20 protein-coding genes are annotated in these 23115 nt (G+C 67.5%); 15 read left to right on the forward strand and 5 right to left on the reverse strand.

Annotated features, from left to right (window positions below; genetic code table 11):
* Position 1: 1 nt before the first annotated feature.
* On the reverse strand, positions 2-1096 hold the full coding sequence (locus tag ACFPOU_RS01520; protein ID WP_379716132.1) for a carbohydrate kinase: 1095 nt from the start codon (positions 1094-1096) through the stop codon (positions 2-4).
* 294 nt (positions 1097-1390) lie between these two features.
* On the opposite strand from ACFPOU_RS01520, the gene xapA reads away from it, so the two are divergent.
* From xapA to ACFPOU_RS01550, 6 genes are all read left to right on the forward strand, one after another.
* On the forward strand, positions 1391-2245 hold the full coding sequence (gene xapA, locus ACFPOU_RS01525; RefSeq protein ID WP_379716135.1) for a xanthosine phosphorylase: 855 nt from the start codon (positions 1391-1393) through the stop codon (positions 2243-2245).
* 12 nt (positions 2246-2257) lie between these two features.
* Complete coding sequence (locus ACFPOU_RS01530) at positions 2258-3451, forward strand: phosphopentomutase (RefSeq protein ID WP_379716138.1); 1194 nt, start codon at positions 2258-2260, stop codon at positions 3449-3451.
* Positions 3448-4404, forward strand: coding sequence for a deoxyribose-phosphate aldolase (deoC, locus tag ACFPOU_RS01535; protein WP_379716141.1), 957 nt, complete (start codon positions 3448-3450; stop codon positions 4402-4404). The genes ACFPOU_RS01530 and deoC overlap by 4 nt, the downstream gene beginning before the upstream one ends.
* Positions 4405-4422: 18 nt before the next feature.
* Entirely contained in the window at positions 4423-6801 is a 2379-nt protein-coding gene (locus ACFPOU_RS01540) for an aldehyde dehydrogenase family protein (protein WP_379716144.1), read from the forward strand.
* 102 nt (positions 6802-6903) lie between these two features.
* Positions 6904-8229 (forward strand): thymidine phosphorylase, encoded by a 1326-nt coding sequence (deoA, locus tag ACFPOU_RS01545; RefSeq protein ID WP_379716147.1) that lies wholly within the window; start codon positions 6904-6906, stop codon positions 8227-8229.
* A gap of 9 nt (positions 8230-8238) precedes the next feature.
* Positions 8239-8643, forward strand: a complete 405-nt coding sequence (locus tag ACFPOU_RS01550; protein WP_379716150.1) for a cytidine deaminase — start codon at positions 8239-8241, stop codon at positions 8641-8643.
* A 46-nt stretch (positions 8644-8689) separates the two neighbouring features.
* Here the strand turns inward: ACFPOU_RS01550 and ACFPOU_RS01555 are convergent, their stop codons facing one another.
* The 4 genes from ACFPOU_RS01555 to ACFPOU_RS01570 form a co-directional block, all read right to left on the reverse strand.
* Positions 8690-9454 (reverse strand): LytR/AlgR family response regulator transcription factor, encoded by a 765-nt coding sequence (locus ACFPOU_RS01555; RefSeq protein WP_379716153.1) that lies wholly within the window; start codon positions 9452-9454, stop codon positions 8690-8692.
* Positions 9451-10341: a sensor histidine kinase gene (locus ACFPOU_RS01560; RefSeq protein WP_379716156.1), complete on the reverse strand. Its 891-nt coding sequence runs from the start codon at positions 10339-10341 to the stop codon at positions 9451-9453. The genes ACFPOU_RS01555 and ACFPOU_RS01560 overlap by 4 nt, the downstream gene beginning before the upstream one ends.
* Positions 10342-10343: 2 nt before the next feature.
* Entirely contained in the window at positions 10344-10595 is a 252-nt protein-coding gene (locus ACFPOU_RS01565; RefSeq protein WP_379716159.1) for a hypothetical protein, read from the reverse strand.
* 94 nt (positions 10596-10689) lie between these two features.
* Complete coding sequence (locus ACFPOU_RS01570; RefSeq protein WP_379716162.1) at positions 10690-11277, reverse strand: GNAT family N-acetyltransferase; 588 nt, start codon at positions 11275-11277, stop codon at positions 10690-10692.
* 345 nt (positions 11278-11622) lie between these two features.
* On the opposite strand from ACFPOU_RS01570, the gene aptA reads away from it, so the two are divergent.
* From aptA to ACFPOU_RS01615, 9 genes are all read left to right on the forward strand, one after another.
* On the forward strand, positions 11623-12939 hold the full coding sequence (gene aptA, locus ACFPOU_RS01575; RefSeq protein WP_379716165.1) for an omega-aminotransferase AptA: 1317 nt from the start codon (positions 11623-11625) through the stop codon (positions 12937-12939).
* Between the two features lie 12 nt (positions 12940-12951).
* The gene (locus ACFPOU_RS01580; protein WP_379716168.1) at positions 12952-14454 is read left to right on the forward strand and encodes a CoA-acylating methylmalonate-semialdehyde dehydrogenase; all 1503 of its coding nucleotides are present in this window, start codon (positions 12952-12954) and stop codon (positions 14452-14454) included.
* Positions 14455-14691: 237 nt separating this feature from the next.
* Positions 14692-16062: an NAD(P)-dependent oxidoreductase gene (locus tag ACFPOU_RS01585; protein WP_379716171.1), complete on the forward strand. Its 1371-nt coding sequence runs from the start codon at positions 14692-14694 to the stop codon at positions 16060-16062.
* Entirely contained in the window at positions 16050-17369 is a 1320-nt protein-coding gene (preA, locus tag ACFPOU_RS01590) for an NAD-dependent dihydropyrimidine dehydrogenase subunit PreA (protein ID WP_379716174.1), read from the forward strand. The genes ACFPOU_RS01585 and preA overlap by 13 nt, the downstream gene beginning before the upstream one ends.
* Positions 17370-17552: 183 nt before the next feature.
* Positions 17553-19031: an NCS1 family nucleobase:cation symporter-1 gene (locus tag ACFPOU_RS01595; RefSeq protein ID WP_379716177.1), complete on the forward strand. Its 1479-nt coding sequence runs from the start codon at positions 17553-17555 to the stop codon at positions 19029-19031.
* 16 nt (positions 19032-19047) lie between these two features.
* Entirely contained in the window at positions 19048-20433 is a 1386-nt protein-coding gene (hydA, locus tag ACFPOU_RS01600; RefSeq protein WP_379716180.1) for a dihydropyrimidinase, read from the forward strand.
* Between the two features lie 28 nt (positions 20434-20461).
* Positions 20462-21703 carry a Zn-dependent hydrolase gene (locus tag ACFPOU_RS01605; RefSeq protein ID WP_379716183.1) on the forward strand — a complete coding sequence of 414 codons (1242 nt, stop codon included), beginning with the start codon at positions 20462-20464 and terminating at the stop codon, positions 21701-21703.
* 17 nt (positions 21704-21720) lie between these two features.
* On the forward strand, positions 21721-22050 hold the full coding sequence (locus ACFPOU_RS01610; RefSeq protein ID WP_379716186.1) for a hypothetical protein: 330 nt from the start codon (positions 21721-21723) through the stop codon (positions 22048-22050).
* 64 nt (positions 22051-22114) lie between these two features.
* On the forward strand, positions 22115-22978 hold the full coding sequence (locus ACFPOU_RS01615; RefSeq protein ID WP_379716189.1) for a DMT family transporter: 864 nt from the start codon (positions 22115-22117) through the stop codon (positions 22976-22978).
* Positions 22979-23115: the final 137 nt, after the last annotated feature.

Raw genomic sequence — 23115 nt, forward strand, 5'->3', positions numbered from 1 at the left:
GTCAGAGGAGGGCGCCGAAGGTCTCGGGCGCCAGTTGCGGACAGACTGTCTCGCGGCAGGCGATGGTGAGCGCGGCCAGCCGCAGGCCGCGGCGGCAGGCCAGCGCCAGGTCGGAGCCGCCGCTGTGCAGCGACAGAACGACGCCAGCCGCAAAGGCGTCGCCGGCGCCGGTGACGTCGACGACATCGGCCGGCGCCGCATCGAGCCGTTCGACCGTGCCGTCCGCGCCGGTGAAGAGCACGCCGCGCGCGCCGCGCGTGACGACGACGTCTTGTGCGCCTTGCGCCTGCAGCGCGCGGCAGGCCTCGGCCAGTGCGGCTTCGTCCGGCGCAGCGCGGCCAAGCCGCGCGCCCAGTTCGCCTTCGTTCAGGATCAGCAGGCGCACGCCGGCCAGCGAGGCGGGCAGCCGGTTCATCTTCGGCTCCGACACCGCGACGATCACCAGCGCGACGCCGTCGCGCGCCGCATCGCGCTGCAGCGTCTGGATGGCGTCGTGCGTCAGGTTCAGGTCGGCCACGATCAGCGAGCTTGCCGCGCGCTGCTGCTCGCGCAGGGCCAGGAAGCCCGGCGTGATGCGGTCGTACAGGGCCATGTCGGCCAGGGCCACCGCCATCTGGCCGTCGTGGTCGAGCACCGCGGTATAGGTGCCGCTGGCGGCGTCGTCGAGCTTGAGGGCGCCGCGCGCGTCGATGCCGAGGCCTTCGGCGTGGGCGAGCAGGGCGGTTCCCGAGGAATCGTTGCCGACCGCCGTGATCAGCGCGGTCGGCGCGCCCATGCGCGCCAGGTTCTCGGCGATGTTGCGGGCTACCCCGCCGAAGGATTCGACGGCGCCGGCCGGATTCGAGGTGCCCATCGCCAGCGGCTGCACCGCGCGCAGCTTGCGGTCCAGGTTGGCCGCGCCGATGCACAGGATCGGGCGCTCGCCGGGCAGCACGTAGGCGCGGCCGAGCAGGCGCCGTTCGCGCACCAGGGCCGCGACATGGCCCGCCACGGCCGAGCGCGACAGATTCAGCTCGGCGGCGATGTCGTGCTGCGCGATGAACGGGTTGGCGCGGATCAGGGCGTACAGTTGTTCTTTTTTCGACGGTTCGGTCACGGCGGGTGCGCTCCTCAACATATGTTTGCCAATGCTAGACAAATGTTCGAAGCGAGTCAATCGTTATCCCGGCTGCGCCATACGGTCGCGGCCCCGGGTGTCGAACGACTGTACCGCGACTTATTCGACCGTCGTATAAATGGATAAGGGAAATGGTATTTGCCATACATATCCGGGATAATGCATAGTTTCATCGTTCCTGGCTTGTCTGCGCCCCTTCGACGGCGCCGGGCCGCTCCTGCGCCGGCCCGCGCGACTGCCTGTCCCCATTTCGGATTCAAAGAAGGAAACCTCATGTCCAGCAATACCCCATTCGACGCTGCCGATATCATCCGCGCCCGCAAGCCGGGCTTCGCGCCGCGCGTGGCGATGATCCTCGGCTCCGGCCTTGGCGTGCTTGCCGAACAGATGCTGGACGCCGTCACGATCAGCTATGCGGAGCTGCCGGGCTTCCCGATCAGCACCGTGCACGGCCACGCCGGCGAACTGGTGCTCGGCCTTCTGGCCGGCGTGCCGGTGGTCTGCATGAAAGGCCGCGGCCACTTCTACGAAGGCTATGGCGCCAGCGTCATGACCTCGGCCGTGCGCACCTTCAAGCTGCTCGGCTGCGAGATGCTCCTGGTGACGAACGCCGCCGGCTCGCTGCGCGCCGAGGTCGACGCGGGCAGCGTCGTCGTCCTGAACGACCACATCAACATGCTGCCTGGCAGCCCGATGGCCGGCCCGAACGACGAGCGCTTCGGCCCGCGCTTCTTCAGCATGGCCAACGCCTACGATGCCGAACTGCGCGCGCTGGTGAAGGCCACCGCGCACGACAAGGGCATCGCCATCGCCGAAGGCGTGTACCTCGCCGTGCCCGGTCCGAACTTCGAGACCCCCGCCGAAATCCGCGCTTTCCGCTCGATGGGCGCCGACGTCGTCGGCATGTCGGTGGTGCCGGAAGTGATCGCGGCGCGCCACTGCGGCCTGAAAGTGGTCGGCATTTCGGCGATCACGAACCTGGCCGAAGGCTTGAGCCCGTTCGCGCTGTCGCACGAACAGACCCTGAAGTACGCGGCTGTCGCGGCCAAGGACCTGGTCACCCTGATCCATTCGTTCACCGAGCGCCTGGGTGCGATCCAGGGTGTCGCAAACCCGGCGGCTCAATAATCGAGGACATCCATGTCACGCGCATTCATCCTCCTGCTCGACTCCTTCGGCCTGGGCGCGCTGCCCGACGCCGACAAGTACGGCGACACCGGCGCCAATACCTTCGGCCACATCGCCGCATGGGCGGCGAAGGAAGGCAAGCCGATGTCGCTGCCGAACCTCGAGCGCCTGGGCCTGGCCGCCGCCGCCCACAAGGCATGCGGCGAATGGGCTCCCGGCTTCGACCGGCGCGACGGCTTCACGGGCGCCTGGGGCGTCGCGCGCGAGCAGTCGACCGGCAAGGACACCCAGAGCGGCCACTGGGAAATCGCCGGCGTGCCGGTACTGTTCGACTGGGGCTACTTTCCGAAGACCGTGCCGTCCTTCCCGCCAGCGCTGACCGATGAACTGCAGGCGCTGACGGGCGTGCCGGGCTGGCTCGGCAACTGCCACGCCTCGGGCACCACCATCATCGACAAACTGGGCGACGAGCATGTCGCGAGCGGCAAGCCGATTCTCTACACCTCGGCCGACTCGGTGCTGCAGATCGCCGCGCACGAAGCGCATTTCGGCCTCGATCGCCTGTATGCGGTCTGCGAAGCGGCCTATGAACTGGTCAAGCCCTACAACATCGGCCGCGTGATCGCGCGTCCCTTCCTGGGCGAGAAGGGCAAGTACAAGCGCACGTCGAACCGCCACGACTACGCCGTGCCGCCCACCGCGCCGACGCTGCTCGACCACGTCGCCGACGAAGGCGGCGAAGTCATCGCCCTGGGCAAGATCAGCGACATCTTCGCCGCGCAGGGCGTGACGCGCCTGATCAAGGGCGTCGACAACATGGCCCTGTTCGACCGCCTGCTGGAAGTGGCCGACGAGGCCCCTGAAAAATCGCTGTCGTTCGTGAATTTCGTCGACTTCGACATGCACTTCGGCCACCGCCGCGACGTCGCCGGCTACTCGAACGCGCTGCACGAACTGGACGCGCGCCTGCCCGAGTTCATGGCCAGGCTGAAGGACGGCGACCTGGTGGTGATCACCGCCGACCACGGCTGCGACCCGACCGCGCCGGGCTCGGACCACACGCGCGAACACATCCCGATGATCTTCTTCGGCCCGAACGTGGCGCCGCGAGAACTCCCGATCGCACCGACCTTCTCCGACATCGGCGCCACGCTGGCCAAGCACCTCGGCGTCAAACCCCTCTCCAACGGAACCGCACTGCTATGACCCAGAACCCGGACTTCAAACGAAACACCGCCGTCGGCCTCGACCTCGGCTGGGTGAACCACATCAGGGTCAACCGCAATGCGGCCGACCGCCGCGCCGCCAGCCTGGCCAACCGCCGCACGGTCAAGAAGGAATACCAGGCCGCCTGGCTGGTCCGCGCCGTGCAGTGCATGGACTTGACGACCCTGGGCGGCGACGACACGCCGGGCCGCGTCGAGCGCCTGTGCATGAAGGCGATGCGTCCGCTGCGCGCCGACCTGATGCAAGCGCTGGGCCTGGAGTCGCTCACCACCGGCGCCGTTTGCGTCTACCACGAGATGATCGCGCCGGCCGCCCGGATCCTGCGGGGCCGCCTGCCGATCGCCGCGGTGTCGACCGCGTTCCCGGCCGGCCTGGCGAGCCTGGAAACCAAGCTGCGCGAAATCGAACTGTCGGTCGCTGCCGGCGCGACCGAGATCGACATCGTCATCACCCGCCAGCATGTATTGACCGGCAACTGGCAGGCCCTGTACGACGAAATGCTGGCCTACCGCCAGGCCTGCGGCGAAGCCCACGTGAAGGCCATTCTCGCCACCGGCGACCTGGTCACGCTGGAGAACGTGGCCAAGGCTTCGTGGGTCTGCATGATGGCCGGCGCCGACTTCATCAAGACCTCGACCGGCAAGGAAGGCGTCAACGCCACCATCCCCGTGTCGCTGGTGATGACGCGCGCGATCCGCGAATACTACGAGCAGACCGGCTTCCAGGTCGGCTACAAGCCGGCAGGCGGGGTGTCGACCGCGAAGGCCGCCCTCCAGTACCTGACCGTCATGAAGGAAGAGCTGGGCAACGACTGGCTGCAGCCGCACCTGTTCCGCATCGGCGCGTCCAGCCTGATGACCGACATCGAGCGCCAGCTCGAGCACTACGTGACAGGCGCCTACTCGGCCGCACATCGCCACGCGCAACCTTAAATACCGAACGGATTCGTCATGCCAACAATTAACGAGATTTTGCACACCATGGATTACGGCCCCGCACCCGAAAGCACCAAAGAAGCACAGGCGTGGCTGGACCAGCATGGACGCCGCTTCGGCCTTTTCATCGACAACGCGTGGACCGGCGCGAACGACACCTTCGCCACCACCAACCCGGCCGACGGCGTCGAGCTGGCGCAGGTAACGCAGGCCACCCCGGACGATGTCGACCGCGCCGTCGAAGCGGCGCGCCGCGCGCAGCCGGGCTGGGTCGCGCTGGGCGGCCACGGCCGCGCCAAGATCATGTACGCGATCGCGCGCCTGCTGCAAAAGCACGCGCGCCTGTTCGCGGTGCTCGAAACGCTCGACAACGGCAAGACGATCCGCGAAACGCGCGATGCCGACCTGCCGCTGTCCGCACGCCATTTCTACCACCACGCCGGCTGGGCCCAGCTGCAGTCGGAAGAATTCGCCGACTACCGCGCCGTCGGCGTCGTCGGCCAGATCGTCCCCTGGAACTTCCCGGTCCTGATGCTGGCCTGGAAAATCGCGCCGGCCCTCGCCGCCGGTAACACCGTCGTCTTCAAGCCGGCCGAGTACACTCCGCTGACGGCCTTGCTGTTCGCCCAGATCTGCCTGCAGGCGGGCGTGCCGCCGGGCGTGGTCAACATCGTCACCGGCGACGGCCGCGTGGGCGAGGCGATCGTCAACCACCCCGGCATCGACAAGATCGCCTTTACCGGTTCGACCGAAGTGGGCCGCATCATCCGCAAGAGCACGGCCGGCAGCGGCAAGAAGCTGTCGCTGGAACTGGGCGGCAAGTCGCCGTTCATCGTCTTCGACGACGCCGACCTCGACGCCGCCGTCGAAGGCCTGGTCGACTCGATCTGGTTCAACCAGGGCCAGGTCTGCTGCGCCGGCTCGCGCCTGCTGGTGCAGGAATCGGTCTACGACCGCTTCATCGCCAAGGTGAAGAACCGCATGCAGAACCTGCGCGTCGGCTCGCCGCTGGACAAGTCGAACGACATCGGCGCCCTGGTCGATCCGGTGCAGCAGCAGCGCATCCACGGCCTGGTGGAAGCCGCGCGCGCCGAGGGCTGCGAGATCTGGCAACCTGGCTGCGCGGCGCCGGCCGCCGGCTCGTGGTACTTGCCGACCCTGATCACCGGCGCGTCGACCTCGGCCGCCGTGGCCCAGACCGAAATCTTCGGACCGGTGCTGGTCGCGATGAGCTTCCGCACTCCCGGCGAAGCCGTCCAGCTGGCGAACAACACCGTCTATGGCCTGGCCGCCTGCGTGTGGTCGGAATCGATCTCGCTGGCGCTGGACGTGGCGCCGCAGATCAAGGCCGGCGTCGTGTGGATCAACACCGCCAACCAGTTCGACGCGGCCTGCGGCTTCGGCGGCTACAAGGAATCGGGCTTCGGCCGCGAAGGCGGCAAGGAGGGCATGTACGAGTACCTGACGCCGCTGTCGGAAGATGCGCGCCCAGGCGCGCCGGTCGTCGCCGAAAAAGGCCAGGTACGCCAGGCCGAGGGCGCCAGCCCGTTCGCCGTCGACCGCACCGCCAAGCTCTACATCGGCGGCAAGCAGGTTCGCCCCGACGGCGCCTACAGCCGCGCCATCGGCGGCGCGGACGGCGCCTTCCTGGCCGATGTCGGCGAGGGCAACCGCAAGGACATCCGCAACGCCGTGGAAGCGGCGCACAAGGCCGCCGGCTGGGCGAAGGCCAGCGCGCACAACCGCGCCCAGGTGCTGTACTACATCGCCGAAAACCTGGCCATCCGCGCCGAGGAATTCGCCGCCCGTCTGAGCGCCATGACCGGCGTGCGCGACCCGCAGCGCGAAGTCGCGGCATCGATCGAGCGCCTGTTCTATTGGGCAGCCTGGGCCGACAAGTACGACGGCCAGGCCCACCAGCCGCCGATGCACGGCATCACCGTCGCATTGAACGAGCCGGTCGGCGTGATCGGCGTGATCTGCCCGAACGAGAACCCGCTGCTCGGTTTCATCTCGCTGGTGGCGCCCGCGCTGGCGCTGGGCAACCGCGTCGTCGCGGTGCCGTCGGAAGCGCATCCGCTGGCCGCGACCGACCTGTACCAGGTGCTCGACACCTCCGACCTGCCGGGCGGCGCGCTCAACATCGTCACCGGTTCGGCCGACGAGCTGGCGCGCACGCTGGCCACCCACGGCGACGTCGACGCGCTGTGGCGCCACGACGGTACGGCGCAAGGCTGCGCCGAAGTCGAGCGCCTGTCGTCCGAGACGCTCAAGCGTACCTGGGTCGGCGGCGGCAAGGGGCGTGACTGGTTCGATCCGAAGCAGGCCTGCGGCCGCACGCTGCTGCAGCACGCGAGCCAGGTCAAGAACGTCTGGATCCCCTACGGCGTCTGAGCGGTCCGGCAGGGTGGGCACGGGGCGTCCACCCTGCGTCGTTTTCGGCGTGACCGGGATGGTCGCGTCCTGCCCCGATTCACATTGAGAGGCGCCTACGCCATGTTCCTTCCCCAAGAAATCATCCGCAAAAAACGCGACGGCGGCACCCTCAGCGCCGAGGAAATCCGGTTTTTCGTGCGCGGCATCCCCGGCGGTGAAGTCACCGAAGGCCAGATCGCGGCCCTTGCCATGGCCGTCTATTTCAACGACATGGACATGGACGAACGCGTCGCCTTCACGCTGGCGATGCGCGACTCAGGCCAGGTGCTCGAATGGAAATCGATGGACCTGCCGGGCCCCGTGCTCGACAAGCATTCGACCGGCGGCGTCGGCGACGTCGTCTCGCTCATGCTCGGACCGATGATCGCCGCCTGCGGCGGCTTCGTGCCGATGATCTCGGGCCGCGGCCTGGGCCACACCGGCGGCACGCTCGACAAGTTCGATTCGATCCCCGGCTACAGCACCGTGCCCGACCCGGCGCTGTTGCGCAGGGTCGTCAAGGAAGTCGGCGTCGCCATCATCGGCCAGACCGCCCAGCTGGCGCCGGCCGACAAGCGCTTCTACAGCATCCGCGACACCACGGCGACGGTCGAATCGGTGGCCATGATCACCGGCTCGATCCTGTCGAAGAAGCTCGCGGCAGGCCTCGACGCCCTGGTGATGGACGTGAAGGTCGGCAACGGCGCCTTCATGCCGAGCTACCAGAAATCGGTCGAACTGGCCGAGAGCATCGTCAGCGTCGGCAACGGCGCGGGCACCCGTACCTCGGCCATCCTGACCGGCATGGACGAGTCGCTCTGCCACGCCGCCGGCAATGCGGTGGAGGTGCGCGTCGCGATCGACTACCTGAGCGGCAAGGCACGCCCGGCGCGCCTGCACGAAGTGACGATGGCGCTGTGCGCCGAGATGCTCGTCATCTCCGGCCTGGCCGCCGGCGATGCGGCGGCGCGCGCCCGGCTGCAGGCCGCGCTCGACTCGGGCGCAGCGGCGGAACGCTTCGCGCGCATGGTCGCGGCACTCGGCGGCCCCGCCGACCTGATGGACAAGCCGGATGCCTACCTGGAAACCGCACCGGTCATCGTGCCGGCCCCAAGCCTGCAAGCCGGGTACGCCAGCGCCGTCGATACCCGCGGCCTCGGCCTGGCGGTGGTCGCCCTGGGCGGCGGGCGCGTGCGTCCGCAAGACACGATCGACTTCGCGGTCGGCCTGACCGGCCTGGTCGAACTGGGCGACACGATCGCCGCCGGCCAGCCGCTGGCGATGGTCCACGCGCGTTCCCGGGAAGCCGCCGCGCAGGCCGTACGCCAGGTGCAGGCCGCCTATCGGATCGGCGCCGACAAGCCGGCCGCCGCGCCGATGATCTACCGCACCATCCGCCCACGATAAGGACCCGCCATGCGCTACCAAAAACTGATCGACGAAGCGAGGGCGGCGCGCGAACTGGCCTACGCGCCGTACTCGCAATTCCAGGTGGGCGCCGCCCTCGAATGCAGGGATGGCCGCATTTTCCGTGGCTGCAACGTCGAGAACGCCTCCTACGGCCTGTGCAACTGCGCCGAGCGCACCGCTTTCTTCAGCGCCATTGCTCACGGCTACAAGCCGGGCGACTTCGCGGCGCTGGCCGTGATCGGCCAGACCGAGGACCCGATCGCCCCCTGCGGCGCATGCCGCCAGGTGATCCTGGAACTGGGCGGGAATGCGCTGCCGGTCGTATTGAGCAACCTGAAGGGCGACATCTTCGAGACCACCGCGGCCGCCCAGTTGCCGAACGCGTTTGGCGGGCGGGATCTGAACAAGTAATCGCCGCTTCGCCCCCGCCAGGCAGCGCGCAACGGCGGCAATCGTGTCACATCTGCTGGAACAGGTGCGTATGGTTGCGGCTGACTTCCAGCTCGTGCGGGTAATTGCGCACCCTGAGCATCTGGCGCCCGCGCAGGTCGCGCGCCACCTCCGCGATCGCATCGACCCGCACCAGGGTCGAGCGGTGGATGCGCCAGAATTCGTCCGGGTCGAGTTCGTCCGCCAGTTCCTTGAGTGTCTTGCGGATCAGCAGTTCGGCCGTTGCCGTCTGCACGCGCGTGTATTTTTCGTCGGACTGGAAAAACAGGATTTCGCGCGTACTGACCATGCGCAGGCTGGCGCCGACTTGCGCCTGGATCCAGCGCAGGCAGGAACGTTTCGGCGTCGCGCCCTGCTGCAGCAGGCTGCCCAGCCGCGCCAGCTGGGCGCCGATGTTCTGCGGGGCTTGCGGCAAGCGGCGCCGCAGGCGCTCGCAGGTGGTCGCCAGGCGCTCGGCCGTGACTGGCTTGAGCAGATAATCGATCGCGCCATGTTCGAAAGCGTCCACGGCGTACTGGTCGTAGGCGGTGGCGAAGACGATGTGGCAGCGGTCGTATAGCTGGCGCGCCGCCTCGATGCCGCCCATGCCCGGCATGCGGATGTCGAGGAAGGCGATGTGCGGCCGGTGGCGCGCGGCCAGTTCGAGCGCCTCGATGCCGTTCGAGGCGATGGCGACCACGTCGAGTCCGGGCCACGCTTGCGCCAGGCGTGCGCGCAGCTGGTCGCGCATCGCCGCTTCGTCGTCGGCGATCAGGGCGGTGACCGGGTTCATGCGCCCTCCATCATCTTGTAGGGAAGGCGCACCGAGGCGCAGGCGCCGCCGCCCGGAGGCGCTTCGATCACCAGCTCTGCTTCGGTGCCGTACAGCAGGTGCAGGCGTTCGCGGATGTTGGCCAGGCCGACGCCGTCGCCGGCATGCGGGTCGATGCCGATGCCGTCGTCGCAGACGTCGACGACCAGCGTGGCGCCGTCGACCCGGGCGCGCACCGTGACGGTGCCGCCTTCGATCTTCGGTTCCAGCCCGTGCTTGATGGCGTTCTCGATCAGGGTCTGCAGCATCATCGGCGGAAAGGGCGCGCTGCCCAGGAAGTCCGGCACGTCGACGCGCAAGGCGAGGCGCTCCTTCATGCGTGCCTGCATGATGGCGAGATAGGCGCGCGACAGTTCGAGCTGCTTGCCGAGCGTGGCGCCACCCGCGGATCGCATCTGCGGCAGGCTCGAACGCAGGTAGGAGATCAGGTGGGCATGCACCTTGGCCGCTTCCGGCGGATCGGTCTCGATCAGGCGCCCGATCAGGGCCAGGGTGTTGAACAGGAAATGCGGTTCGACCTGGGCTTGCAGGGCCGCCATTTGCGCCTCGGTCAGGCGCCGCTCGAGCGTGGCGACTTCGGCCTTGAGTGTCGCATCCTTCGCCACGAGATCGGCGCGGCGCTTGCCGCCGGCCAGCACCTTGATGCCGAAGGAAACGAAGATGTACCAGAACGCCGGCTCGGGCGTGCTCACGACGGCGAAGAAGACGAAGGCGAGCAGCCAGGTGATGGCCAGCTGGCGCCATTCGACGACGGCCAGCCAGTCGAAAAAGGACCAGCCGAGCCTGCTCGCTTCCCTGCAGGCTTCGCGCGTGAAGTCGAGGGTCCGGTTGATCTGGCTGGCATGCATGGTCAATCCTCGAGCGGGATAGTCTTGTCGCCATTGATCGCCAGCACTGCGTACTTGATGGCGAGAAAGAGCGCGAACAGCATCAGGGCCGTCGGGATGACGGCGATTGCGCAGGCCGCCAGGATGGCCGCCAGCAGCAGCGCCGGCCAGGGCAGGGCCGAGAAGGTGCGCAGGCCGCCGCGAAAAACGCGCAGGCAGCTTGCCGCGGCGTCTTCGAGTTCGGCGGCGAAGGATCGGAAGGTCGTCGTTTTCATGGGGATGCTCCGCTTGTCAATGGTCGATGGAGGCACTGTATCCCCGCTCGCGAATGCGGACGAGCCGACTGCGACGAAACGCGGTTTTCGTGGGCTAACCGGCAGCGGCAAGCGACGAACGGGCCAGGGCGCGCTCGTCCCAATAGCGCTTGAGCAAGCCATAGAAGGCGGTGTCGGCCTTTTCGCCGTCGACGATCCAGCGTTCCGGCATGAAGCCTTCCTGGCGAAAGCCCAGGCGCTCGAGCAGGCGCGCCGAGGCATCGTTGCGCGGATCGATGTCGGCCTCGATGCGGTTCATGCCGAGCGCCTCGAACGCGTGGCCGAGCAGGGCCTCGAGCGCCTCGCCGGCATAGCCGCGGCCCCAGTACGCGCTGCCCAGCGCGTAGCCGAGTTCGCAGCGGCGGTTTTGCTCGAAGAAGCCGCGCAGGTTGCAGATGCCGATCAGCTCGCCGGTAGCGCGCAGCGTGATCGCATACCGTGACAGGCCGCCTCCCCGATAGGCCAGCATGGCTTCCTCGATCATCCTTTCGGCCTGGCCGATCTCGGTCCAGGCGCCGGCCGACCAGAAACGCACGACTTGCTGGTCGGAAAAGATTCCAAATAGCGCTGTGGCGTCGTCCCGGTGGAAGGGGCGCAGCACCAGACGCCGGGTGCTCAGGACATCGGGCAGGGTAGCGGACATTGGCGGTCTCCGGTAAGCATCGCGCTCCTTGGCCGCGATGGCTGAGTTTGCGTCAGATCAAAAGCGTTGTCATTCTCACACTGGCAGCGGGCCCGGTGATTTAGCATGCCTGTTCATCGCCGTTGACTTCGCATATATTCATTACGCTATGACGGCATCGCGGCGCACGGTTATATTATCGGATCGGCAGGTTTTTTTGCATTTTTGCAACGTACTCCGTGCGGCCGGCAAGCCTTGCGTCCCTCCCGGGCTTTACATTCGCGGCGCCGACGTGCACATTGCTATGATTGCCTCATCGTTTTGCCATACAGACCAATAATTGGCTGCAAACAAGGGAGAGCCCGCATGAACGAGTCCAGACCTGAATCGATGTCCGCCTTCTGGATGCCGTTTACGAACAACCGCGACTTCAAGGCCAGTCCGCGCCTGCTGGTCTCGGCCCAGGGCATGTACTACAAGGACGTCGACGGCAACCAGATCCTCGACGGCACCGCCGGCCTCTGGTGCGTGCCGTGCGGCCACTCCCAGCCGAAGATCGTCGGCGCCGTGCGCGAAATGATCGGCCAGCTCGATTTCGCGCCCACCTTCCAGATGGGTCACCCGGCCGCCTTCGACCTGGCCGAGCGCCTGATGGACTACACCGGCCACAAGTTCGGCCACGTCTTCTATACCAACTCCGGGTCCGAGGCGGTCGATACCGCCCTCAAGATCGCACTGGCCTACCACAGGGCGCGCGGCGAGGGCGGGCGTACCCGCCTGATCGGGCGCGAGCGCGGCTATCACGGGGTCGGCTTCGGCGGCCTGTCGGTCGGCGGCATCGGCCCGAACCGCAAGCAATTCGGGCCGCTGCTGAGCGGCGTCGACCACCTGCCGCACACGCACAACCTGCTGAAGAACGCGTTCTCGCGCGGCGAGCCCGACTTCGGCGCCGAGCTGGCGGACGAACTCGAGCGTCTCGTCACCCTTCACGACGCTTCCACCATCGCGGCCGTCATCATCGAGCCGGTGTCGGGTTCGACCGGGGTGCTGGTGCCGCCCAAGGGCTACCTGAAGCGCCTGCGCGAGATCTGTACCAAGCACGGCATCCTGCTCATTTTCGACGAAGTCATCACCGGTTTCGGGCGCCTGACGACGCCGTTCGCCGCCGATTATTTCGAGGTCGAGCCGGACTTGATAACGACGGCGAAGGGCTTGACGAACGGCGTGATCCCGATGGGCGCGGTGTTCAGCAAGAAATATATCCACGATGCCTTCATGGACGCGCCGGCCGGCATCGAACTGTTCCACGGCTACACCTATTCGGGCCACCCGGTCGCCTGCGCGGCGGCCCTGGCCACGCTCGAGGTGTTCCAGGACGAGCGGATCCTCGACCACGCCCGGGGCATCCAGGCGTATTGGGAAGACGCGGTGCATGCCCTGAAGGGCTTGCCGCACGTGATCGACCTGCGCACCATCGGCCTGATCGCCGGCATCGAGCTCGAACCCATTCCCGGCAAACCCGGCGCGCGCGCCTACCAGGCGTTCAAGCGAGCGTTCGCCGACGGCGTCCTGATCCGGACCACCGGCGACATCATCGCGCTGTCGCCGCCCCTCATCCTCGAAAAACAGCATATCGACGAATTGTTCGGCAAGCTCACTGCCGTATTGAAAACCCTGGACTAGAAGAGATAAGACATGAACCAACTTGAAACCATTGGCCACTTCATCGGCGGCCGCGTCGTCGACACGGCGGGCGACCGCTATGCGGACGTCTTCAATCCCGCCCTGGGCGAGCCTTGCGCCCGCGTGAAGCTTGCCAGCGTCGACGAAGTCGATGCCGCGGTCCTGGCCGCCCAGGCCGCCTTCCCGGCCTGGTCGGCCACGCCGCCGCTGGGGCGCGCGCGCATCCTGTTCAAATACCTGCAGCTGTGCCAGCAGCATATCGACGAATTCGCGGCGATGATCACGCGCGAGCATGGCAAGACCTTCAGCGACGCCCAGGGTGAAGTGGCGCGCGGCATCGAGGTCGTCGAGTTTGCCTGCGGCATTCCGCAACTGCTCAAGGGAGAATTCACCGACCAGATCGCGCGCGGCATCGACGCCTGGTCGATGCGCCAGCCGCTCGGTGTCGTGGCCGGCATCACGCCTTTCAACTTCCCGGTGATGGTGCCGATGTGGATGTTCCCGGTGGCGATTGCCTGCGGCAACACGTTCGTCCTGAAACCGTCCGAACGTGATCCGTCGCCGTCGATGCTGCATGCGCGCCTGCTCAAGCAAGCCGGACTGCCAGACGGCGTCTTCAACGTGGTCCATGGCGACAAGGTCGCCGTCGACGCGCTGCTCGACAACGCGGCCGTGCAAGCCATCAGCTTCGTCGGCTCGACCCCGATCGCCGAATATATCTACGCCCGCGGCAGCGCCAACGGCAAGCGCGTGCAGGCCCTGGGCGGCGCCAAGAACCACATGGTCGTCATGCCCGACGCCGACATGGACATGGCGGTCGACGCCCTGATCGGCGCCGCCTACGGCTCGGCCGGCGAACGCTGCATGGCGATCTCGGTGGCCGTGGCCGTCGGCGACGCCGCCGACAAGCTCGTCGCCACGCTGGCCGAGCGCACGTCGAAGCTGAAAATCGGCGACGGCATGAGCGAGGGCGCCGAAATGGGCCCGGTCGTCACGCAGGCGGCGCGCCAGCGCATCGAGCGCCTGATCGGCGAAGGCGTGGAGCAGGGCGCGACCCTCGTCGTCGACGGCCGCAACTTCAGCGTCGCCGGCCGCGAGAACGGCTTCTTCGTCGGCGGCACCCTGTTCGACCATGTCACGCCCGAGATGAGCATCTACCAGGAAGAAATCTTCGGCCCGGTGCTGTGCGTCGTGCGCCTGCCCGATGTCGGCAGCGCGGTCGAACTGATCAACGCCAACGAATACGGCAACGGCGTGGCCGTCTTCACCCGCGACGGCGGCGTGGCGCGCGAATTCGTGCGCCAGATCCAGGTCGGCATGGTCGGCGTGAACGTCCCGCTGCCGGTGCCGATGGCCTTCAACAGCTTCGGCGGCTGGAAGCGCAGCATGTTCGGCGACCACCATGCCTACGGACCCGAAGGCGTGCGCTTCTACACGCGCCACAAGGCGGTGATGCAGCGCTGGCCGAATACGGCGAGCGCCGGCGTGGAATTCGCCTTCCCGCAGATGAAATAAGGGGCGCATTACCCACGGGCGGGCATGCGCCGTGCCGGCGGTATCGGCGCAAGGCCCGTGGCGCCGGGCGCGTCGCCCGCGCGCCGAGCGCCGTCGCGCGACCGGCCGCGCGACCGGTCGAAGTATCGAGCACCGCCAGCATCGCCAGCACCGCCAGCACCGCCAGCACCGCCAGTATCGCCAGCAACAGGTAAGCAGCAGTCGAACACCAGCACTCCACCTCAATAAGGGATGCACATGATCGAGACTCTCTTGCACCTGCCGCCCGCAGCCGATTCCCACGACGCACTCGCGGCGCAATTCACGGACCTGGCGCCGCCCCTGACCAGCCGCCAGGCGGCCATCGAAGCGGCGCGCTGCCTCTACTGTTACGACGCCCCCTGCACCCGCGCCTGCCCGACCGGCATCGACGTCGCCAGCTTCATCCGCAATATCCACGACCGCAACATCGACGGCGCCGCCGTCGGCATCCTGGGCCAGAACATCTTTGGCGGCAGCTGCGCGCGCGTCTGCCCGACCGAGATCCTGTGCGAGGACGCCTGCGTGCGCAACCACTACGCCGAGCGCGAGCCGGTGAAAATCGGCCTGCTGCAGCGCCACGCGATCGACAATGCCAGCTTCCATGGCCACCCCTTCGCGCGCGCGCCCTTGACCGGCAAGACGGTCGCCGTAGTCGGCGCCGGCCCCGCCGGCCTGTCCTGCGCGCACCGCCTGGCCATGCTCGGGCACGACGTCGTCGTCTTCGAGTCCAGAACCAAAGCCGGCGGCCTGAACGAATACGGCATCGCCAGGTACAAGCTGCCTGGCGACTTCGCCCAGCAGGAAGTCGATTTCCTGCTCTCGATCGGCGGCATCGACATCCAGTACGGCCAGGCGCTGGGCGACAACCTCCAGCTGCACGACCTGCATGCGCGCTTCGACGCCGTGTTCCTGGGGCTGGGCCTGGGCGCCAGCCGCCGTCTCGGCCTCACCGGCGAAGACGCGCCCGGCTTGCTGGCGGCGACCGACTACATCGCCGCCTTGCGCCAGGCGCGCGACCTGTCGACCCTGCCGGTGCCGCGCCGCGCCATCGTGATCGGCGCCGGCAACACCGCGGTCGACATGGCGGTGCAGCTCAAGCGGCTGGGGGCCGACGAAGTGACCCTGGTCTACCGCCGCGGCTTCGATGCCATGAGCGCGACCGGCCACGAGATCGAGATCGCCAAGCTCGACTCGGTGCGCATCAAAACCTGGGCGTCGCCGCTGGAAGTGCTGGTCGACGACGCCGGCCGCGTGGCCGGCATGCGCTTCGAGGAAACGCGCATGGACGAAGGCCGCCTGGCGCGTACCGGCGCCTTCATCGAGATCGCCGCCGACGCCGTCTTCAAGGCGATTGGCCAGGCGATGGCGCCGCCCTCCGGATTCGATACGCTGGCCCAGGGACTGTGGCGGGGCGGCGAACGGATCGTCGTCGACGGCGCCCTGCGCACCCGGGTCCCCGGCATCTATGCGGGCGGCGACTGCGTGGCGCTGGGACCCGACCTGACGGTGCAGGCGGTCCAGCACGGCAAGCTCGCCGCGCTGGCGATCCATCACGACATCCTGGAGGGGGCAGCATGGCCGACCTGAGCATCGATTTCTGCGGCATCAAATCGCCCAATCCGTTCTGGCTGGCCTCGGCCCCGCCAACCGACAAGGCCTATAACGTGGTGCGCGCCTTCGACGCCGGCTGGGGCGGCGTGGTGTGGAAGACGCTGGGCGAAGATCCGCCGGCGGTCAACGTCTCGTCGCGCTATTCGGCCCATTACGGCAAGAACCGTGAAGTGATCGGCTTTAACAACATCGAACTGATCACCGACCGCAGCCTGGAAATCAACCTGCGCGAAATCACGGCCGTCAAGCAGGCCTGGCCCGACCGCGCCATGATCGTGTCCTTGATGCTGCCCTGCGAGGAAGCGCCGTGGGCGGCAATCCTGCCGCTGGTGGAAGCGACCGGCGCCGATGGCATCGAACTCAATTTCGGCTGTCCGCACGGCATGCCCGAACGCGGCATGGGCGCGGCCGTGGGCCAGGTGCCGGACTACGTGCGGATGGTCACCGCCTGGTGCAAGAAGCATACGCGCCTGCCGGTGATCGTGAAACTCACCCCCAACATCACCGACGTGCGCGCCCCGGCAAGGGCCGCGCTGGCCGGCGGGGCCGATGCGGTCTCGCTGATCAACACCATCAACTCGATCACCCATCTGGATCTGGACAACATGGTTGCGTTTCCGGCCGTGGGAAACGCCAGCACCCATGGCGGCTATTGCGGCGCAGCCGTGAAACCGATCGCACTGAACATGGTGGCGGAAATCGCGCGCGATCCCGCTACCGCCGGCTTGCCCATTTCCGGCATCGGCGGAATCGGCAACTGGCGCGATGCGGCCGAATTCATCGCGCTCGGCGCCGGCTCGGTGCAGGTGTGCACCGCGGCGATGCTGCATGGTTTCCGCATCGTCGAGGAAATGAAGGACGGCCTGGCGCGCTGGATGGACGGCAAGGGATATGCGAACATCGCCGCCTTCTCGCGCAAGGCGGTGCCGAACACGACCGACTGGAAATACCTGGACATGAATTTCCAGACGATCGCGCACATCGACCAGGACAAATGCATCGCCTGCGGCAAGTGCTTCGTGGCCTGCGAGGACACCTCGCACCAGGCCATCGGCCGCTCGGTGCTGGAGAACGGCGCGCGCCGCTACGAAGTGCTGCGCGACGCCTGCGTCGGCTGCAACCTGTGCGAAATCACCTGCCCGGTCGACACCTGCATCACGATGGTGCCGCAGGAAACCGGCAAGCCCACCATGAACTGGACGCAAGACCCGCGCAATCCGCACGCCGAGACGCGGCCGCTGCTGACCGTCGTGGGCGCGGCGGCCGCCGTCGAAACGGCCTGAACCGATAGGTACGCGCGATGTTTTTGAAAGGAAACAAACGTGAAACCGTGTAAGCAGGGGCGGAGGCGGTGCAGGCACGCTCCGGTGCGGCAACGCGCCGCTTCCGGCAGCCGGGAAGCTGTTTATTCCTGGGTGAGTGCTTTAGACTGCGTCGCAGTTTCAACCTGATTGGAGAAATCTACCGTGACGCAACACCCTGTCAGCCCTGAATTGTGGAACCACGACCTGGCGCCCACCAGCGCCGCCCAGCGTACCTGGCGCTGGTACCATTTCGCCGCGCTCTGGGTCGGGATGGTGATGTGCATCCCCGCCTATACGCTCTCGGCCAGCCTGATCGAGGCCGGCATGTCGGGCTGGCAGGCGGTATGGACAGTATTCCTGGCAAACGCCATCGTGCTGCTGCCGATGCTCCTGATCGGCCACGCCGGCACCAAGTACGGCATCCCCTACGCGGTGCTGGCGCGCGCCTCCTTCGGCACGTCCGGCGCCAAGCTGCCGGCGCTGATGCGCGCCATCGTCGCCTGCGGCTGGTACGGCATCCAGACCTGGTTCGGCGGCAGCATGATCTACACGCTGCTCGGGGTGCTGCTGGGCCACCCGGTCGGCGGCGAGCCGATCGCCGGCCTCGGCATCAACCTTGGCCAGCTGCTCTGTTTCCTGGCCTTTTGGGCGATCCAGTTCTATTTCATCGTGCACGGCATGGAATCGATCCGCAAGCTCGAGACCTGGACCGCGCCCCTGAAAATCGCGATCTGTTTCGTGTTGCTGGGCTGGGTGTACGAGAAGGCGGGCGGCTTCGGCCCGCTGCTCGACCAGCCTTCGCAGTTCGTCGAAGGCGGCAAGAAAGCCGGCCAGTTCTGGACCACCTTCTGGCCTTCGCTGACCGCCATGGTCGGTTTCTGGGCCACGCTCGCCTTGAACATTCCCGATTTCACCCGCTTCGCCAAATCCCAGCGCGACCAGATCGTCGGTCAGACGATCGGCCTGCCGGCGCCGATGGGTTTATTGGCGGCATTGGCGGTGATTGTCACCTCGGCCACGGTCGTCCTGTACGGCAAGGCGCTGTGGGACCCGGTCGACGTCGCCAGCCGCATGACGGGCGTGGCGGTGCTGGTGGCCCTGATCGTGCTCCTGATCGATACCGTCAGCGTCAATCTCGCGGCCAACCTGGTGGGACCGGCCTACGATTTTTCCGCGCTCGCGCCCAGGCAGGTCAGCTACCGCGCCGGCGGCTACCTGACGGCCGGCATCGCGCTGGTGATGATGCCGTGGAAAATCCTGGAGACGACGCAAGGCTATATCTTCACCTGGCTGATCGGCTACTCGGCGCTGCTCGGGCCGATCGCCGGGATCATGATCATCGACTACTACTTCATCCGCAAGACCACGCTCGACGTCGACCAGCTGTACCGCCACGGCGGCATCTACTCGTACGGCAGCGGCTGGAACGTGGCGGCGATCGTGGCCTTCCTGCTGGGCGTGGCGCCCAACATCCCGGGCTTCCTGAACGCCGCTTTCCCGGCCTCCTTCCCCGGCGTGGGCGACACCTTCAAGACCATCTACACCTATGCCTGGTTCGTCGGCGTGCTCATTTCCGGCCTCGCCTACGGCCTGATGATGAAAGGGCGCGCGCTGCCGGCACTGCGCCCGGCGAGAACCTGAACCTCCGGAGCGCTCCATGACGACGATTATCCGCGGCGGCACCATCGTCAACGCCGACCGCGCCTTCCGCGGCGACGTGCTTTGCTACGGCGACAGCATCGTGGCCGTCGGCGAGAACCTGGAGGCGCCGGTGAACGCCACCGTGATCGATGCCGGCGGCCAGTACGTGATGCCGGGCGGGATCGACCCCCATACCCACATGCAGCTGCCCTTCATGGGCACGGTCAGCGCCGACGATTTTTTCACCGGCACCGCGGCGGGCCTGGCCGGCGGCACGACGACGATCATGGACTTCGTCATTCCCGACCCGAAGCAGCCGCTGATGGAAGCCTGGCGCGCCTGGCGCGGCTGGGCGAAAAAATCGGCCGGCGACTACACCTTCCACGTGGCCGTGACCTGGTGGGACGATTCGGTCCATGCCGACATGGGCACCCTGGTGCGCGAGCATGGCGTGAACAGCTTCAAGCACTTCATGGCGTACAAGAACGCGATCATGGCCGACGACGGGACGCTCGTGAAGAGCTTTCGCCGTTCGCTCGAACTGGGCGCGATCCCGACGGTGCACGCGGAAAACGGGGAGCTGGTCTACCAGCTGCAGCAGGAGCTGCTGCAAAAAGGGATCACCGGCGCCAGGGCGCATCCGCTGTCGCGCCCACCGGAAGTCGAGGCCGAGGCGGCCAACCGCGCGATCGCCATCGCCAATGTGCTCGGCACGCCGGTGTACATCGTGCACGTGTCCTGCGCCGAATCCCTAGAGGCCATCACCCGCGCCCGTGCCAAGGGCCAGCGCGTGTATGGCGAAGCGCTGGCCGGCCACCTCGTCATCGACGACAGCGTCTATGCCAGCGCCGACGAGGACTTCGCGCGCGCCCATGTGATGAGCCCACCGTTTCGCAGCCCGCGGCACCAGCTGGCACTGTGGCAGGGCTTGCGCGGGGGCAACCTGCATACGACAGCGACCGACCACTGCACCTTCTGCGCCGAACAGAAGGCGGCCGGCGCCGGCGACTTCACGCGCATTCCGAACGGCTGCGGCGGGGTCGAGGAACGCATGGCGGTCGTGTGGGACGCAGGCGTGAACACGGGCACGCTCACGCCGTCGGAATTCGTGCGCGTCACCTCGACCAACGCGGCGCAGATCTTCAACATGTATCCGCGCAAGGGCGTGATCGCGGTCGGGGCCGATGCCGATATCGTCGTCTGGGACCCGCACGGCACCCGCACCCTATCGAGCAGGACCCAGTTCGCGAAAGGCGGCTTCAACGTCTTCGAGGGCCGCACCGTGCGCGGCATCCCGACCCATACCGTCGCCGCCGGCAAGCTCGTGTTCGAACGCGGCGACCTGCGCGCGCAAGAGGGCGCCGGCCGCCACATCGACCGGCCGGCTTTCGCGCCGCTGTAAACCGCCACCCCCATAACGGAAAGCGACCATGCCCGACACGCTGCGCATCAACGGCCAACGCCTGTGGAACTCGCTGATGGAACTGGCGCATATCGGCGCCACCGCCAAGGGCGGCGTCAAGCGCCTCGCCCTGACCGATCTCGACCGCCAGGGCCGCGACCTGGTGGTCGGCTGGGCCCGCGAAGCCGGCATGGCCGTCACCGTCGACAGGATCGGCAACGTCTTCATGCGCCGTGCCGGCCGCGACGACAGTCTGGCGCCGATCGTCACCGGCAGCCACGTCGACACCCAGCCCACCGGCGGCAAGTTCGACGGCAACTACGGCGTGCTGGCCGGCATCGAGGTAGTGCGCACCCTGAACGACCATCGCATCGTCACCGAGGCCCCGGTCGAAGTCGCCATCTGGACCAACGAGGAAGGTTCGCGCTTCGTGCCGGTGATGATGGGCTCCGGCGTCTTCTGCGGCGCCTTCAGCCTGGATACCGCCTATGCCGCGCAGGACGTCGACGGCAAGACCGTGCGCGAGGAGCTGGAACGCATCGGCTACCTCGGCGGCGAGGAGCCGGGCCGGCACCCGATCGGCGCCTATTTCGAAGCCCACATCGAGCAGGGTCCGGTGCTGGAAGACGCCGGCAAGGTGATCGGCGTGGTGCCGGCGGTGATGGGCCTGTCCTGGTACGACTGCACGGTGTCCGGCATGGAAGCGCACGCCGGACCGACTCCGATGGGCCTGCGCCGCGACGCGCTGCAGGTGGCCGCCGGCATCATGCAGGAGGTGGTGGCGATCGCGCACCGCTATCCGCCCTACGGACGCGGAACGGTCGGCATGGTGCAGGTATTCCCGAACAGCCGCAACGTCATCCCGGGCGAGGTGAAATTCAGCATCGACCTGCGCAACGTGAACGACGAACTGCTCGACACGATGCACGAGGAAATGCTGGCCTTCGTGGCGAAGACGCGACGCGAAACGGGACTGGGCATCGAACTCGAACGGGTTTCCTACTACCCGCCATGCACGTTCCATCCGGTGTGCGTGGACGCCGTGCGCGCCGCGACCGGCAAGCTCGGCTACTCGACGATGGACGTCGTCTCGGGCGCAGGGCACGACGCCATCTATGCGGCGCGCGTGGCGCCCTCGGGCATGATCTTCGTGCCCTGCAAGGACGGCATCAGCCACAACGAGATCGAGGACGCCCAGCCGGCGCACCTCGAGGCCGGCTGCAACGTGCTGCTGCATGCGATGCTGGAACGCGCCGGGGTTGTGGGCTGAGCGGCTAAAATGCCAGCATGCCGAGCAAATCCCCAAGCTTTCCCGGACCGCTGACCGCGCGTGGCGCCGTGCTGGCCGTCCTGCTGTCCGACGAAGACCAGACCGGCGCCGAACCGCTGCGCGGACGCGTCACGCTGGCGGCCATCGTCCGCACCCTGAAACGCAAATACAACTGGCCGATCGAAACGAGCAGCTTTCCGTCGAACGGCGCGGACGGCCGCGCCACCTGGGCAACCGTCTACAGCCTGCCGCCGGCCGTCGTGGCCCAGGCCCTCGATGCGGGCGGACGCGACTGGCTGAAAAGCCGTGCCGGCGCGCGGCGTGCGCCGCCGCGCGCATTCGAATGAACCAACCGTCCGGGTAGCCGCCCGGACGGGAGCATCCAGATCAACCACCGGCCGGAAGCAGACCATGCGTGACCACTCGTCAGAAACGCCGCACCTTGCCACCCTGGCCTTCACGGCGGCCGCCATGCTGGCCTTCGCCGCCAATTCGCTGTTGTGCCGCCTGGCCCTCGCCGGCGGCGGCATCGATCCGGCCAGCTTCGGCGCAATCCGGATCGCATCGGGCGCGCTCGCGCTGGTCATCATCGTGCGCGTACGGGCGGGCAGTGGAGCGGCCGGCGGCGACTGGCTCTCGGCGTCGATGCTGTTCGCCTATGTCGCCTTGTTCTCGTTCGCTTATGTGGGCTTGAGCGCGGGAACCGGCGCGCTGATCCTGTTCGGCGCCGTGCAGCTGACCATGTTCGGCTGGGCCATGCGCGGGGGCGAGCGCTTTACGCCGCTGGCCTGGTGCGGGCTGGCGCTGGCGGCGGGGGGGCTGGTTTGCCTGGTGCTGCCGGGCGTGAGCGCGCCGCCGCTGGCCGGTGCGGCCTCCATGGCCCTGGCGGGGGCGGCCTGGGGCGTGTACTCGCTGCGCGGTCGCGGCGCGCCCGACCCGCTGGGTGCCACGGCCGGTAACTTCCTGAGGGCGGCGCCACTGGCGCTGGTGTCATGGCTGCCGTTCATAGACGGCGCGCATGCCGACGCATCGGGCATCGTGCTGGCGGTGGCGTCGGGGGCGCTGACCTCGGGCGTCGGTTATGCGCTGTGGTACACGGCGCTGCGCGGGTTGACGGCGATGCGGGCGGCGACGGTGCAGCTGTCGGTGCCCTTGATCACGGCGGTCGGCGCGGTGGCTTTCCTGGCCGAGCCGGTGACGTGGCGGCTGGTGCTGGCGTCGGCGGCGATACTGGGCGGGATCGCACTGGTGCTGGCGCGTCGGCCAAAACAATAAGGATCGCTGGACGATGCGCGTCCGGAAGCATCGATGACAGGCAGGACGCAATCCGATCATCCGTAATCCTTGACATGCTTGCCAGTGTCTTTAAAGTGGCAATGACAGCGGTCAGCGCCATGGCCCGCCTGCCGCAT

Source organism: Massilia jejuensis, from assembly GCF_042656795.1.
Taxonomy (GTDB): domain Bacteria; phylum Pseudomonadota; class Gammaproteobacteria; order Burkholderiales; family Burkholderiaceae_D; genus Telluria; species Telluria jejuensis.